This window comes from Crassaminicella profunda, assembly GCF_019884785.1.
Classification (GTDB): Bacteria; Bacillota; Clostridia; order Peptostreptococcales; family Thermotaleaceae; genus Crassaminicella; species Crassaminicella profunda.
Genome location: NZ_CP082326.1, coordinates 792316 through 807898 on the forward strand (window position 1 = coordinate 792316; position 15583 = coordinate 807898).

Annotated in this window: 13 protein-coding genes; all 13 read left to right on the forward strand. The window is 33.7% G+C overall.

Translation table 11 applies throughout. The annotated features are described in order from the left end of the window. Positions 1-17: 17 nt before the first annotated feature. The 13 genes from pyk to iolD all read left to right on the forward strand — a co-directional run bounded on the left by pyk (position 18) and on the right by iolD (position 15583). A complete protein-coding gene (gene pyk, locus K7H06_RS03260; protein ID WP_223038537.1) occupies positions 18-1775 on the forward strand; it encodes a pyruvate kinase in 1758 nt (585 codons plus the stop codon). Positions 1776-1954: 179 nt separating this feature from the next. Continuing rightward, positions 1955-2380 (forward strand): acyl-CoA thioesterase, encoded by a 426-nt coding sequence (locus K7H06_RS03265; protein WP_223038538.1) that lies wholly within the window; start codon positions 1955-1957, stop codon positions 2378-2380. Beyond that, a complete protein-coding gene (locus K7H06_RS03270) occupies positions 2381-2776 on the forward strand; it encodes an FxsA family protein (RefSeq protein WP_223038539.1) in 396 nt (131 codons plus the stop codon). An 82-nt stretch (positions 2777-2858) separates the two neighbouring features. Then, positions 2859-3851, forward strand: a complete 993-nt coding sequence (locus K7H06_RS03275; protein ID WP_246637621.1) for a LacI family DNA-binding transcriptional regulator — start codon at positions 2859-2861, stop codon at positions 3849-3851. A gap of 253 nt (positions 3852-4104) precedes the next feature. Beyond that, positions 4105-5118, forward strand: coding sequence for an inositol 2-dehydrogenase (gene iolG / locus K7H06_RS03280; RefSeq protein WP_223038540.1), 1014 nt, complete (start codon positions 4105-4107; stop codon positions 5116-5118). A 683-nt stretch (positions 5119-5801) separates the two neighbouring features. Then, complete coding sequence (locus K7H06_RS03285; RefSeq protein ID WP_223038541.1) at positions 5802-6752, forward strand: sugar ABC transporter substrate-binding protein; 951 nt, start codon at positions 5802-5804, stop codon at positions 6750-6752. 76 nt (positions 6753-6828) lie between these two features. Next, a complete protein-coding gene (locus K7H06_RS03290; RefSeq protein WP_223038542.1) occupies positions 6829-8322 on the forward strand; it encodes a sugar ABC transporter ATP-binding protein in 1494 nt (497 codons plus the stop codon). A 42-nt stretch (positions 8323-8364) separates the two neighbouring features. Continuing rightward, positions 8365-9339 carry an ABC transporter permease gene (locus K7H06_RS03295; RefSeq protein ID WP_223038543.1) on the forward strand — a complete coding sequence of 325 codons (975 nt, stop codon included), beginning with the start codon at positions 8365-8367 and terminating at the stop codon, positions 9337-9339. A gap of 73 nt (positions 9340-9412) precedes the next feature. Further along, positions 9413-10405: a 5-dehydro-2-deoxygluconokinase gene (gene iolC, locus K7H06_RS03300; protein WP_223038544.1), complete on the forward strand. Its 993-nt coding sequence runs from the start codon at positions 9413-9415 to the stop codon at positions 10403-10405. Positions 10406-10563: 158 nt separating this feature from the next. Beyond that, entirely contained in the window at positions 10564-11952 is a 1389-nt protein-coding gene (locus K7H06_RS03305; RefSeq protein ID WP_223038545.1) for an aldehyde dehydrogenase family protein, read from the forward strand. A 9-nt stretch (positions 11953-11961) separates the two neighbouring features. Further along, complete coding sequence (locus K7H06_RS03310) at positions 11962-12801, forward strand: class II fructose-bisphosphate aldolase (protein WP_223038546.1); 840 nt, start codon at positions 11962-11964, stop codon at positions 12799-12801. A gap of 14 nt (positions 12802-12815) precedes the next feature. Then, positions 12816-13607 carry a 5-deoxy-glucuronate isomerase gene (locus K7H06_RS03315; RefSeq protein ID WP_223038547.1) on the forward strand — a complete coding sequence of 264 codons (792 nt, stop codon included), beginning with the start codon at positions 12816-12818 and terminating at the stop codon, positions 13605-13607. Positions 13608-13651: 44 nt separating this feature from the next. After that, entirely contained in the window at positions 13652-15583 is a 1932-nt protein-coding gene (gene iolD / locus K7H06_RS03320) for a 3D-(3,5/4)-trihydroxycyclohexane-1,2-dione acylhydrolase (decyclizing) (protein WP_223038548.1), read from the forward strand.

Sequence of the window (15583 nt, forward strand, 5' to 3'; positions counted from 1 at the left end):
ACGAAGGAGAGAAATTTATGAGAAAAACAAAAATTGTATGTACTATTGGACCTGCAAGTGAAAGCAAAGATACTTTGAAAGAATTGATGAAGAATGGGATGAATGTAACACGACTTAATTTTTCTCATGGAAGCCATGAAGAGCATCAAAAACGTATAGATACCATTAAAGAAGTTAGAGGAGAACTTAATCTACCCATTGCAATTTTATTAGACACAAAGGGACCAGAAATCAGAACGGGTAATTTTAAAGAGGGGGAAGCTTTCTTAGAGGAAGGAAAGAATTTTACATTAACAACAAGAGAAATTCTTGGAGATGTAACCATTGGTAGTATTACTTATAAAGATCTTCCAAATGATGTGAAGATTGGAGATCCCATCTTAATAGATGATGGATTAATTGGTTTAGAAGTTTTAGAAATTATTGATGGAACAGATATAAAATGTATGATTAGAAACTCAGGGATGGTAAAAAATCACAAGGGCGTAAATGTACCAGGTGTTAAAATCAATCTTCCTGCCATTACGAAGAAGGATCAAGATGATATTATTTTTGGTATTCAAAATGGTATAGATTTTATAGCAGCTTCTTTTGTAAGAAAATCAGAAGATGTATTAGCTATAAGAAGAATCTTAGAAGAATATGATGCAGAGGATATTCAAATTATTTCTAAGATTGAAAATCAAGAGGGTGTAGATAATATAGAAAAAATTATTGAAGTTTCTGATGGAATCATGGTTGCAAGAGGTGATTTAGGTGTGGAAATTCCAACACAGCAAGTTCCTCTTGTACAAAAAATGATCATCAAAAGATGTAATAGTATAGGAAAACCTGTTATCACTGCTACACAGATGTTAGATTCTATGATGAGAAATCCAAGACCCACTAGAGCGGAAGTGACAGATGTTGCTAATGCCATATTTGATGGTACAGATGCCATCATGCTTTCAGGGGAAACGGCTGCTGGAAAATATCCAGTAGATGCAGTAAAAACTATGGCGAATATTGCACAAACTACTGAAGGTGCATTAGATTATCGAGCTATTTTAAGAGAAAAAGCAGTAGGAAAAGAAAGAAGTATTACGGATGCTGTGAGTCATGCAACCTGTAGTAGTGCTCAAGATTTGGGTGCATCAGCTATTATTACAGCAACTTCATCAGGATATACAGCAAGAATGGTATCAAAATTCAGACCAAAAGCACCGATTATTGTTGCAACGACAAGTGAAAAAGTTATGAGAAGACTTGCACTTTCTTTTGGGGCATATGCAATGCTTACAGAAATAGGAAATTCAACGGATGAAGTATTTGATCTGTCTGTAAACAAGGCATTAGAGGCTGGATATATAAAGCACGGAGATTTGGTAATTATTACAGCAGGTGTACCAGTAGGTGTTGCAGGAACAACCAATACGATTAAAGTCCATATTGCTGGTAAAATTTTAGTAAAAGGTATGGGAATTGGAAACGCTGGTGCTGTAGGAAATGTTTGTATTGCAATGAATGCAACGGATGCTAAGAATAAGTTTAAAGAAGGGGATATTCTTGTAACCATTGCAACAGATAAAGAGATGGTTCCATTTATGGAAAAAGCTGCAGCTATTATTACAGAGAAGGGTGGACTTACTTCTCATGCAGCTATTGTAGGGTTAAATATTCATAAACCAGTTATTGTTGGTGCCACTGATGTAACAAAACTGTTAAGAAACGGAGACGTTGTAACGGTTGATAGTATAAGAGGTCTTGTATATAGTGGAAAAGCAAATGTCCTATAAAGATGAGCTAAGATTTTAAGATTAGATTAGACTTATGACAAACCACTGATATAAATCAGTGGTTTGTCTGTTTTCTTTTTATGAAAAGTTATCGCAGAAATAGATTGGTTATGGCATAATATATATGAATGCTTCGTATAAGAAATAGTCATATAATAGCAATAAGGAGGATAAAATAGATGTATACTAACGATGGAGATGTTCGTGTAAGGTATGAAGAGACAGATCAGATGGGGGTTGCTTATCATGGTAATTACTATACGTGGTTTGAAGTAGGGAGATCTTCTTTTTTTCGTTCATTAGGATATACATATGCGCAGCTAGAAGAAGAAGGAATTATCCTTCCTGTGATAGAGAGTCATTGTGCGTATAAGGTTGCAGCAAAATATGATGATGAATTGGTTATTCGAACAAGTATAGAAAAGTTAAAAGGAGTAAGGCTTGAATTTTTTTACGAAGTAATAAGAAAAGAGGATGGAGTAGTATTAGCAACAGGAAGTACTATTCATGCATTTGTAAACAAAACACTCAAGCCTGTAAACTTTAAAAAATCAAATCCTAAGGTATGGAAGTTGCTTAAGGATTGTTGCAAAGAGGTGAAGTAAATGCTTGTGAAATTAATCCTTTTATTTACCCTTGTTCCACTGACAGAACTTGCTTTATTGATGAAACTAAGTGGATATATAGGTGTTACTTATACAATAGGAATTGTACTATTTACAGGAGTATTAGGAGCTTATTTGGCTAAATCACAAGGAAGAGAAATTATTTTTCGTATAAAATATGAAATGCAGCAAGGACATTTACCAGGAGAGCAATTGATGAATGGATTATGTGTTTTAGTTGGAGGAGCAATGCTCCTTACACCAGGAGTTTTGACAGATTTATTTGGATTTATTTTAGTCATCCCTATGACAAGAGAATTTGTAAAGATTTATGTGAAAAGGAAGTTAAGAAAGATGATTGATGAAGGAAATGTAAATTTTTATTTCAGATGGTAAAAAAACAATTATCATTATAGTTTGAAAAATATGAAAACGTTTGCTATAATGAATACAAAGATAAAGAAATTGAGGAATGATTATGGTAACAATTAAAGATATTGCAAAAAAAATAGGAGTATCCTATACAACTGTATCCCGTGCTTTAAATGGAAAGCCTGGAGTTAGCCAAGCTACGGTAGAAAAGGTGTTGAAAGAAGCTCAAAAAATGGGATATCAACCAAATGCAATTGCAAGGGGATTAGTAAAAAAGTATACGAATACCATTGGACTAGTCATTGGAGATATTACCAATCCCTATTTTCCTGCTATTGCACGAGGGGTTGAAGATGCTGCCAAAAAAGTTGGCTACAATGTATTTTTATGTAACACCAATTATGATAAGGAAAATGAACAAAATCTTTTAAAAACCCTTGAAGAACAAAGGGTTGATGGGATTATTATAAACCCTGCAAAAGATGATGCTTCTAATATGTATGATGTAAAAACACCAATGGTTATGATCAATAGTCCTTCTTATGATGGTAATCATAGCACCATAGAAGTAGATAACGTAAGAGGGGGATTTTTAGCCACAAAGCATTTAATTGAAGGTGGTTACAAAAGGATTGCTTTTATAGGAGGAGAATTTGTTTCTTATGCAAATGAAAAAAGAGTAGAAGGATATAAGCGAGCATTAAAAAAATATGACTATCTAGTAGATGAAGAATTGATTGTTTATGGAAACTTTAAAACAAAAAGTGGATACACATTAACAGAAAAGCTATTAAAATTAGAAAATCCACCGGACGCAATTGTTGCAGGGAATGATTTGATTGCTCTTGGGGTATTACATTGCATAGAAGATTTTGGAATTCATGTACCTGAAGATTTTGGCGTTGTTGGATTTGATAACGTAGATTTTTCTAGGCTTCCACAAATTCAATTGACAACCATTGACCAACCTAAATATTATATTGGAAAATTAGCCTTTGAAATTTTAATGGAAGAAATTAAAAACAAAGAAGAACGTTTTGTAAAAAAAATAGTATTAGAGCCAGAATTAGTAGTACGAAAAACAACAAAAATAAAGTAATTTAAAACTCTAGCAAAAGGATGCTGGAGTTTTTATTTTATAAAAAATGGGATATATTAGCAAACGTTTGCGAATTGTAAAGGAGATGCTATAATCATTTTAATTTTGCAAAATCAAGTGAAATACTAAAAAAATAAGGGTCGATAAAAATAAGTATTGACAGAAAATAGAGAGTATAGTAAGATTATCTTAAAAATAATGCAAACGTTTGCGAAACGATTGGGAAAAAAATAGTAAAGGAGTAAGATAGAAGATGAAAAAGATAAAAATAGGAGCTGTAGGTTTAGGAAGATTAGGAAGACAACATGCAAAAAATATTGCATTTAGAATTCCAAATGCAGAATTATTAGCAGTATGCAGTGTTATTCAAGAAGAGGTAGATGAAGTACAAAAGGCTTGGGGAATAAAATATGGATATACTGATTACAATGAAATGTTAAAAAATAAAGAACTAGATGCTATATTTATTGCATCTCCATCAGGACTTCATTGCCAACAAATATCAGATGCATTAGAAGCAGGATTTCATGTTTTTAGTGAAAAGCCATTAGGAACAACACTAGAAGAATGTAAATTAGCAGAAAAGGCAGTAGAAAAACATGCAGATAAAGTATTCATGTTAGGGTTTATGAGAAGATATGATCCATCTTATGCTTATGCAAAGAAAAAAATAGATGCAGGAGAGATCGGAAAGCCTATTTTATTTAGAGGATATAGCCAAGATCCTGAAAGTGCAATAGAAGGAGCTATTAAGTATGCAGGTCATAGTGGGGGTCAGTTTATAGATATGGCTGTACATGATATAGATCTAGCAAGATGGTTCTTAGGAGCAGAAGCAAAGTCTATTTATGCCATCGGTGGGTGTTATGCACATCCTGAATTTGGTCAATATGATGATGGGGATAACGTTTCTGCATTGATGCAATTTGAAAATGGTACTATGGCATTTTTATTTGCAGGAAGAACAGCTCCTCATGGATATAATGTAGAAACAGAAATCATTGGAACAAAGGGTATCTTAAGAATTGCCTCTGTACCACAAAAGAATTTAGTAGAAATTCTGGATGAACATGGTGTAAGAAAAGAATGTTCACAAGACTTCCTAGAAAGATTTGACCAAGCTTATGTAGATGAAGTACAAGAATTTGTTAATTGTATTGTAGAAGGAAGAAAGCCAGAAGTAACTGTATATGATGGTACAAAATCAACTATTATTGCTTATGCAGCAACAGAAGCCTTCAAAGAAAATAAATTGGTTACATTATAAAAATTTAATTTAGTATTGTTAGCATTAAAAAAAGCACTATGAATTTTCGTATTCATAGTGCTTTTGTGATATTGAATGAAAAGAATCAAAGTTTTTTTTATATAGAAACTACCGTATAAAAATCCATCTTTGACAAATAATATTTTTGACTATACTTATAGTTTATATAAAAAATCATAAAAAGATGACGTAAAAAATTTATAATTATGTAAATAAAAGTAAATAGTAGTCAAAAAATTAACAATAGTGAGTCCTTATATATGCAAACGTTTGCCTGCTAATCTTAATTATATTTGTTAAATAAATGTAAATGAGAGACTGATTTGATAAATAAATAACAAGTAAATTCTGAAAATTGCATATTGACATAAAAATTAGAGTATAGTAAGATTATGTTAAATGAGATGCAAACGTTTGCAGGGAAAAGAACGTTTAGAAAGATTTTTCATAAAGGAGCATAATCTCATGAAAAACAGCTTCAAGAAAAATTATCGAAATATTTAAATAGAAGAATTTACCAAATATAAAACTTGCGTGCTGGTTTTGAAAAGTCAAATAAATTTTGATACATTAGCATATGAAAAGACTGGTTACTTAGAAAACACTATAAATATACACTCAAGTTTTTTTATAAAAATGAAGAATTTGAGTTATATAAAAAACCTATAAGGGAGGAAATTATTGTGAAAAAGTTTTTTGCATTAGTATTAATAGTTGTTATGAGTTTTTCATTACTAGCAGGATGTGGGGCTAAAGAAGAAACACCAGCTGAAGATGGGGCGATGACCATTGGTGTATCTATTGCAAGCTTTGATGATACTTTCTTAATGTACATGAAAGATGGTATGGAAAAATATATTGCTGGCTTAGATGAAAAAGTAGAAGTAACTTATGTAGATGCAAAAGCTGATGCTGCAAAACAATTAGGTCAAGTGGAGAACTTTATTTCACAGGGAGTAGATGCAATTGTTGTTGTTCCTGTAAATACAGAAGCGACTACACCCATGACACAAGCAGCAGAAGAATCTAATGTTCCATTAGTTTATGTAAATAGATTACCAGATAATTTACCAGAAGATGTTGTATTTGTTGGTTCTAACTCAATTGATGCAGGAATATTCCAAATGGAATATATAGCAGAAAAAATGGGTGGAAAAGGAAATATCGGTATCTTAATGGGGATATTAGATCATGAAGCTGCTATTAAGAGAACTGAAGGAGTAGAAAAGGTTATAAAAGAAAAATATCCAGATATAAAAGTAGTTAAGAAACAAACAGGTAAATGGTCAAGAGCTGAAGGTATGGCAGTTATGGAAAACTGGTTAGCAAGTGGAGAGAAAATTGATGCAGTTTGTGCAAATAATGATGATATGGCAATTGGTGCTATGAATGCTATAGAAGCTGCAGGTAAATTAGATGAAATATTAGTAGCAGGAGTAGATGCTACCCCTGATGCATTAACAGAACTTGATAAAGGAAAATTAAGTGCAACTGTATTCCAAGATGCAGAAGGACAAGGTAGTGGTGGTATGGAAGCTGCTGTAAAGAAAGTAAAAGGTGAAAAAGTAGAAAGTCAAGTTTGGATTCCATTCCAATTAGTAACTCCAGAGAATTATAAAGAATTTATGAAATAAAAAATAACAAGTATAAAGGATATCAATAGCTATTGATATCCTTTATATAACAAATTAAAAAAAAGAGGTGAGAAAGATGGATAAGGAATATATCTTAGAACTGGAGAATATCACAAAAGAATTTCCTGGGGTTTTAGCCTTAGATAATGTACAGTTAAGAGTACGAAAAGGGTCTGTACATTCATTGATGGGGGAAAATGGTGCAGGAAAATCTACATTAATGAAAGCAATTATAGGTATCCATCAACCGACAAAGGGAACCATCAAATGGAAAGGGCAACCTGTGAAGATTCAAGGTACAAATCATGCACTTGATTTAGGAATCTCTATGATTCATCAAGAGCTAAGTCCTATTCCATATATGACAGTTTCTGAAAATATATTCTTAGGTCGTGAGCCAGTAAATAAGTTTGGTATAGTAAACCAAAAGAAGATGGATCAAGATACAGAGGAATTATTAAAAGGTTTAGGTATTGACATTGACCCTAGAACCCAAATGGTAAATTTAAGTATTGCTAATACACAAATGGTTGAGATTGCAAAGGCTATCTCTTATAATTCAGATTTAATTATCATGGATGAGCCTACATCAGCAATCACTGAAAAAGAAGTAGATAATTTATTCAAAATTATCAATAAGCTAAAAAGTGAAGGGGTAGCAATTATTTATATTTCACATAAAATGGATGAGATTTTCAAAATATCTGATGATATCACTATTTTTAGAGATGGAAAATATATTGCTACAGAGCCAGCTGAGAACTTAGACAATGACAAATTAGTTCAATTAATGGTAGGTAGAGAATTAAAACAAGTTTTCCACAAAGAAGAAGCTGAAATTGGAGATGTAATTCTTGAAGTAAAGAACTTAACAAGAGAAGGATATTTTAAAGATGTAAGCTTTGAGGTAAGAAGAGGTGAAATTTTAGGAATAGCAGGACTTATGGGATCAGGAAGAACAGAGGTAATGGAAAGTGTATTTGGGGTAACCCACAAAGATGCAGGAGAAATATTTATTAATGGTAAGAAAGTAGAAATCAATATACCAGAAGATGCTATTAAGCATAAGATGGCACTCCTTACTGAAGATCGAAAACTCACTGGGCTATATTTAATGCTTTCAGTTCAAGATAATATGATTGTTGCTAATATTGATGCATATAAAAAAGGAATGTTTTTAGATTTTAAGAAAATTGATGAGGCTTGTATAGAAGGAATAGAAAAGCTTTCTGTTAAAACACCAAGCAAAGAACAACTTATTGGGAATTTAAGTGGAGGAAATCAGCAAAAGGTATTGATTGCAAGATGGCTTTTAACCCAGCCAGATATTTTAATCTTAGATGAGCCTACAAGGGGAATTGATGTAGGAGCAAAGGCTGAAATTCACAAATTAATGTCAAAGCTTGCAGGAGAAGGAAAAGCTGTAATTATGATTTCATCAGAGCTTCCAGAAGTATTAGGAATGAGTGATCGAATCATGGTTATGCATGAAGGTAGAAAAACAGGAGAATTGATGAGAGGGGATGCAACCCAAGAAAATATTATGTATCTAGCAACAGGGAAAAAATAGACAAAAAAGATGAATAAGGGAAAATAGAAAGGAGCAAAATATATGAAGGCAAAAACAGAACAGCTTTTTAAGAAATATGGAATATTCTTTATCTTTATTGGAATGGTAATATTAATGTCCATCCTTTCTCCAGCATTTTTAAGGGTTGGAAACTTATTAAACGTTATAAGACAGATTTCCGTTATAGGGCTTATTGCATGTGGTGTAACCATGATTATCATTACTACAGGAATTGACTTATCTTCAGGATCAGTTCTTGCATTAGCAGCAGTTGTAGCAGCAAGTTTTGCACAAAAGTCTGACTGGGCATCAAGAATGTATCCAAATATAGATGTACCTGTAATAGTACCAATACTCTTAGGATTAGGAGTAGGGGCTTTATGTGGATTGATTTGTGGTGTTATTATTGCAAAGACAAAAATCCCACCATTTATTTCAACATTAGGGATGATGATTGTAGCAAGAGGGGCAGCACTTATTTATAGTAATGGTAGACCAATCAGTAGTTTAAAGGATTCATACAACTTCATTGGACAAGGAAAGATCTTAGGAGTTCCCCTTCCAATCATTATTTTAGCAGTTGTGGCAATTATTACCCATGTATTATTGACGAATACAAAATTTGGTAAATATGTATATGCAATTGGTGGAAATGAAAATGCAGCTGTTGTATCTGGAATCAACGTAGATAAATATAAAGTAATGATCTATACGTATGCAGGAATGCTTTCTGGTATGTCAGGAATTGTTTTATCATCAAGAATTAGTTCAGGTCAACCAGGATTAGGGCTAGCATATGAGTTAGATGCCATTGCATCAGCAGTTATTGGTGGAACAAGTTTAAATGGTGGAATTGGTAAAATATCAGGAACCATCATCGGAGCTTTGATCATAGGAGTTTTAAATAATGGATTAGACTTATTAAATGTATCTGCATACTGGCAACAAATCGTAAAAGGTGTCATTATTGTTGGAGCTGTAATATTAGATGAAAGAAAAAATAGTGGTAAAAAATAATAGAAAACGTTTGCGTTAATATGGGTATGCATGTATAATATTGTTGAAAGAAATTTGAAAAAGGAGGTCAACAATGAACAATCTGAAATTTAATAGTCAAAAATCCATGGATTTCATTGCCATTGGAAGACTTTGTATAGACTTAAATGCAAATGAAATCAATAGACCTATGGAAGAAACAATGACGTTTACAAAATACCTAGGAGGTTCTCCTGCAAATATTGCAGTAGCAACATCAAAGCTTGGGATAAAGACTGGTTTTATTGGACGTGTAGCAGATGATCAGATGGGAAGATATATTGTAAATTATCTTAAAACTAGCAATATTGATACATCTAGTGTTGTTACAGATAAACCAGGAAGCGTGACAGGACTTGCTTTCACGGAAATAAAAAGTCCAACAGATTGCAGTATTTTAATGTATAGAGATAATGTATCAGATTTAAACTTAGAGCCTAATGATGTAAAAGAAGAATATATTAAAAATGCAAAAGCAATACTAATATCAGGAACGGCTTTAGCTAAAAGTCCATCTAGAGAAGCAGTATTTTTAGCACTTGATTATGCAAGAAAGCATGATACGATAGTATTCTTTGATATAGATTACAGACCGTATACTTGGACATCTGTTGAAGAAACAAGTGTTTATTATAATCTTGCAGCAGAAAAGTGTGATGTAATCGTAGGAACTAGAGAAGAATTTGACATGATGGAAATGCTAACAATGAAAGGCAATAAAGATGACCATGCTACAGCACAAAAATGGTTCGATTTCAATGCCAAGATCGTTGTAATCAAGCATGGAAAAGAAGGTTCTATTGCTTATACAAAAGAAGGGGAAGAAATTACAGGGGCAGTATTCCCAGTAACACCACTTAAAACATTTGGAGCAGGAGATTCCTATGCAGGAGCATTTATCTATGGATTGATGCAAGGATGGGATATTGGAAGAGCTATGGAATTTGGTGCAGGTTCAGCTGCTATAGTAGTTTCAAGCCATAGTTGTTCAGATGCAATGCCAAGCACAGACCAAATACAAGATTTTATAGACAACTACGAAAAATAAAGAGCGTATAGGAAATGAAAATTGTTATTTTTTTACAAAAACAGCAAACGTTTGTGTAGATTTTTAAAAATAAATCAAAAAAATTTTGAAAAACTATCGCAAACGTTTGCGAAAAGTGCTATGATATATAGTATTAATAGAAAGAGGAGGAAATACGAATGAGTAACGCAAAAGAATATGTAAAAGGTCTTATGGAAAGAGCAAGAAAAGCACAAGCTATTGCAGATACATTTACACAAGAGAAGGTAGATGAGCTTTGCACAGCTATCGCTTGGAATATTGTAAAGCCTGAAGTGGCAGAAAAAATCGCAACAATGGCAGTTGAAGAATCTACTCTTGGAAACTATGATGGAAAGTATGCAAAATTAATGACAAAAATCCGTGGCGGTCTTCGCGATATGAAAGGCCAAAAATCAGTAGGCGTAATCGAAAGAGATGATGAAAAACAAATTATCAAGGTTGCAAAGCCAGTTGGAGTAATTGCTGCATTAATACCTTGTACAAATCCAGAAGCAACACCAGTACTTAAAGCAATGTTTGCAATTAAAGGAAGAAATGCCATTATACTAGCACCACATCCAAGAACAAAAAATACAAACACTTATATTGTAAATATTGTTCGTGAAACCCTTAAAAAATATGGAGCACCAGAAGATTTAGTAATCCCTGTTGAGCCAGAGCACGTATCAATGGATGTAAGTGGAGAATTAATGGCACAAGCTGATCTAGTATTAGCTACTGGTGGTGGCGGATTAGTAAAAGCTGCTTATAGTTCAGGAACACCTGCTTATGGTGTAGGTCAAGGAAATGCTGTTACAGTAGTAGACGAAACAGTAGACCTAAAAGACGTTGCAAACAAAATTATGAGAAGTAAAACTTTTGACTTTGCAACAAGCTGTTCTACAGAAAATTCATGTGTAGTACAAGAAGGAATTTATGATGAATTCATTAAAGCTATGGAAGCTGAAGGTGGATATTTAGTAAAAGGTGACGAAAAAGAAAAGCTTGAGCATGCTATGTGGCATGATGGACACTTAAGTCCTGCAATCGTTGCACAATCACCAGAAGCTATTGCGAAAGAAGCTGGAATTGAATTACCAGAAGGAAAAACTTTCTTCATGGTAGAAGAAACTGGAATCGGAGCAGATTATTTATTCTCAGGAGAAAAATTATCTGTAGTAACTACACTATTTAAATATGGTGAGTTTGGGGAAGCAATCGATAAAGTAAATGCTATTACTGCTTATCATGGAAGTGGACACTCTTGCGGAATCCACACAAATGATGAAGAAAGAATTTTAGCATTAGCATTAAATACAAAAACAAGTCGTTTGATGGTAAGACAACCACAATGTTTAGCAAACAGTGGAGCATGGACAAATGGCATGCCAATGACACTAACACTAGGATGCGGTACTTGGGGTGGAAATATTGCATCTGAGAACGTAACTTGGAAACACTTAATCAATGTAACTTGGGTATCTTCACCAATCGAATCTACACAGCCAACTGATGAAGAATTATTTGGCGATATCATGAACCAATAGGATAAAAATATGTTAGTAAATTTAAATGAAGTTTTAAAGGGAGTGGCAAAATCTGATTTTGCCATTCCTGGATTTAATGTATTCGGATATGAAGATGCTGTAGCGGTGGTGCGTGCAGCAGAAGAATTAAACACCCCAGTTATATTGATGACAAATAAAGTAGCTGTATCACATATGCCTATAGAAATTTTAGCAAAAATACTTTGTAGTGTTGCTGAAAGTGCAAAAGTACCAGTATGTGTTCACTTAGACCATGCTACAGAGTTTGATTTGATTGCTCAAGCCATTAAAGCTGGATATACTTCAGTAATGTTTGATGGTTCTCAATTACCTTTTGAAGAAAATATTGAAAAAACAAAAGAAGTTGTAAAATTAGCTCATCCTTGTAATGTAACGGTAGAAGCAGAAATCGGAGCAGTAGGATATAGTGATCCAGCTCTTAATGTAAATGCAAGATATACAGAACCAGAAGAAGCAAAGACATTTGCTGAAAAGACTGGAGTAGATGCATTAGCAGTTGCTATTGGAACGCTACATAGAATGGAGACTCAAGGAGCAGAAATTCAATACGACCGTTTAGAAGCTATTGAAAAGCTTACAGATACACCTTTAGTGATTCATGGTTCTACAGGAATTAAAGATGAAGACTTAAGAAGAATTGCTAAATATTCTGTGGCAAAGGTAAATATTGGAACAGCCCTTCGTATGGTATTTGGAAATACTATGAGAGAAGAGATGAACAACAATCCTGAAGAATTCGATAGAATTAATCTATTCCAAAGGTCTATGATAGAAGTACAAAAAGAAGTTAAAAAGAAAATGGAGCTTCTAGGCATTGAAAGAAAGTAAGAAGGGAGCAAGACATGAAAATAAGACAATCAGAACCTTTCAAATATGGATATAATAGTATTACAGAAATGAACGGAAAACATAGTAATATGTTAATGGACTTTGGTATCTTAAAAATGAAAAAAGCAGATACAGAAAGTTCAAGTGAAGATTTAGAAAGAGCTTACCTATTAATTCATGGAGAAGTTACTCTAGAATGGGAAGATAATAAAGTAACAGCTAAGAGAGAAGACTGTTTTTCAGAAGATCCTTATTGCTTACATGTACCAGCTAAGGTAGAGGTAAAGATTACAGCTCATAAAGATGATACAGAGCTTGCTGTTCAAAAAACAGACAATGAAAAAACGTTTGCCTCAAAGCTTTATACACCAGAAGAATGTAGAAGTGAACAGTTTGGTGCAGGTACATTAAATGAGACTGCTACAAGAACGGTAAGAACTATTTTTGATCATGGTAATTCACCAGATGCAAATTTAGTGATCGGAGAAGTTATTAATCATCCTGGAAAATATTCAAGTTATCCACCACATCATCATCCACAACCAGAAATATATCATTATCGTTTCTATCCAGAGCAAGGATATGGTCTTTCAACAGTAGGGGATGATGCATTTGTAGTGAAAAATAGAGATACAATTGCTATTCCAGGAGGACTTGTACATCCTCAAACAGCAGCACCGGGATATGCTATGTATTATGTTTGGATGATTCGTCATTTAGAAAATAAGCCATTTGATGAGCGTATTTTTGTTGATGAACACAAATGGTTATTAGATAAAGATGCGAAAATATGGCCCAATAAATAATTCTCAAAAGCTTTTTTACAGTATTATACCTAAGGAGGTAATCAATGAAAACAATTAAGATGACTGTAGCTCAGGCTTTAGTCAAGTTTTTAAATAATCAATATGTTGAATTTGATGGAAAAGAGCAAAAGTTTGTAAAAGGGATATTCACAATCTTTGGTCATGGTAATGTAGTAGGTCTTGGACAAGCATTAGAAGAAGATCCAGGAGATTTAGTAGTTTATCAAGGTCGTAATGAGCAAGGAATGGCACATGCTGCTACTGGTTTTGCAAAACAAATGCATAGAAAACAAATTTGTGCAGCTACATCATCAGTAGGCCCAGGTGCTGCAAATATGGTTACAGCTGCAGCTACAGCTACAGCAAATAATATTCCTGTATTATTACTTCCAGGAGATACTTTTGCTACACGTCAACCAGACCCAGTACTTCAACAAGTAGAACAATCTCATGATTTAACTCTTAGTACAAATGATGCATTTAGAGCGGTAAGCAAATACTGGGATCGTGTAAGTAGACCCGAGCAATTAATGACGGCTATGATCAATGCAATGCGTGTACTTACAGATGCTGCAAATACAGGAGCAGTAACTATTTGTCTTCCTCAAGATGTGCAAGGAGAAAGCTATGATTATCCAGAGTATTTCTTCAAAAAGCGTGTACACAGAATCGAGAGAAGACCAGCAAGCTTAGAAGCAATAAAAGATGCTATAGAATTAATTAAATCTAAGAAAAAGCCTTTACTAATCTGCGGTGGAGGAGTAAGATACTCAGAGGCTGCTGAGAGCTTAAAAGCTTTTGCTGAAAAGTTTAATATTCCTTTTGCAGAAACACAAGCAGGAAAAAGTGCTGTTGAGTGGGATTACCCTCTAAACTTAGGTGGAGTAGGTACAACTGGGAATTTAGCTGCAAACATTATTGCAAAAGAAACTGATTTAGTAATCGGTGTAGGAACAAGATTTACTGACTTTACAACTGCATCAAAGAGCCAATTTAGTAATCCAGAAGTTGATTTCTTAACTGTGAACATTTCTGAGTACCATGCAGGAAAGCTAGATGCTACTAAAGTAGTTGCAGATGCAAAGGTAGGGCTTGATGCCATAGCAGTAGAGCTTGAAAAAGAAGGATACAAGTCAGCATACGTGGATGAAATCAAAGAAGCCAAAGAAAAATGGCTAAAAGAATTAAATAGATTATTTGGTATTGAATATAAAGAAGGATTTATTCCTGAGATTGCAGGAGACTTAGATGAAGTATTACCAGAGTTTTATGAGCAAACAGGTTCTTGCTTAACACAAACAAGAGTACTTGGAGAGCTGGATCAATTATTAGCTGATGATGCAATCGTTGTAGGTGCAGCAGGAAGCCTTCCAGGAGATCTTGAAAGAGTATGGTGCCCTAAAGCACCAAACACTTACCATATGGAATATGGATATTCTTGTATGGGTTATGAAGTTGCAGCAGCATTAGGTGCAAAGATTGCAGCACCAAACCAAGAAGTATATACTTTCCTTGGAGATGGAAGTTATTTAATGCTACACACAGAACTTGTTACAAGTATTCAAGAAAATAAAAAAATCAATGTAGTATTATTTGATAACATGGCATTTGGATGTATCAATAACCTTCAAATGAGCCAAGGAATGGGAAGCTTTGGAACAGAATTTAGATTTAGAAATGAAGAAACAGGAAAAATGGATGGAAAGTTAGTTCCTGTTGATTATGCTATGAGTGCAGCTGCATATGGTGCAAAAACATATACAGTAAAAACAATAGAGCAGTTAAGAGAGGCTATCGAAGATGCGAAGAAACAAACCGTATCTACTTTAATCGATATTAAGGTATTACCAAAAACTATGACTGGTGGATATGAAAGCTGGTGGAGAGTAGGAACTGCACAAGTTTCTAAAAAGGCAGCTATTCAAGAAGCAGGCGAAGCTATGAAGGAAACAGTTAAGAAAATAAGACAATACTAG

Excerpts from the sequence above, each read along its gene's own strand:
- pyk (WP_223038537.1), top strand. The coding sequence starts at position 18 with ATGAGAAAAACAAAAATTGTATGTACTATTGGACCTGCAAGTGAAAGC.
- K7H06_RS03265 (WP_223038538.1), top strand. The coding sequence starts at position 1,955 with ATGTATACTAACGATGGAGATGTTCGTGTAAGGTATGAAGAGACAGAT.
- K7H06_RS03270 (WP_223038539.1), top strand. The coding sequence starts at position 2,381 with ATGCTTGTGAAATTAATCCTTTTATTTACCCTTGTTCCACTGACAGAA.
- K7H06_RS03275 (WP_246637621.1), top strand. The coding sequence starts at position 2,859 with ATGGTAACAATTAAAGATATTGCAAAAAAAATAGGAGTATCCTATACA.
- iolG (WP_223038540.1), top strand. The coding sequence starts at position 4,105 with ATGAAAAAGATAAAAATAGGAGCTGTAGGTTTAGGAAGATTAGGAAGA.
- K7H06_RS03290 (WP_223038542.1), top strand. The coding sequence starts at position 6,829 with ATGGATAAGGAATATATCTTAGAACTGGAGAATATCACAAAAGAATTT.
- K7H06_RS03295 (WP_223038543.1), top strand. The coding sequence starts at position 8,365 with ATGAAGGCAAAAACAGAACAGCTTTTTAAGAAATATGGAATATTCTTT.
- iolC (WP_223038544.1), top strand. The coding sequence starts at position 9,413 with ATGAACAATCTGAAATTTAATAGTCAAAAATCCATGGATTTCATTGCC.
- K7H06_RS03305 (WP_223038545.1), top strand. The coding sequence starts at position 10,564 with ATGAGTAACGCAAAAGAATATGTAAAAGGTCTTATGGAAAGAGCAAGA.
- K7H06_RS03310 (WP_223038546.1), top strand. The coding sequence starts at position 11,962 with ATGTTAGTAAATTTAAATGAAGTTTTAAAGGGAGTGGCAAAATCTGAT.
- K7H06_RS03315 (WP_223038547.1), top strand. The coding sequence starts at position 12,816 with ATGAAAATAAGACAATCAGAACCTTTCAAATATGGATATAATAGTATT.
- iolD (WP_223038548.1), top strand. The coding sequence starts at position 13,652 with ATGAAAACAATTAAGATGACTGTAGCTCAGGCTTTAGTCAAGTTTTTA.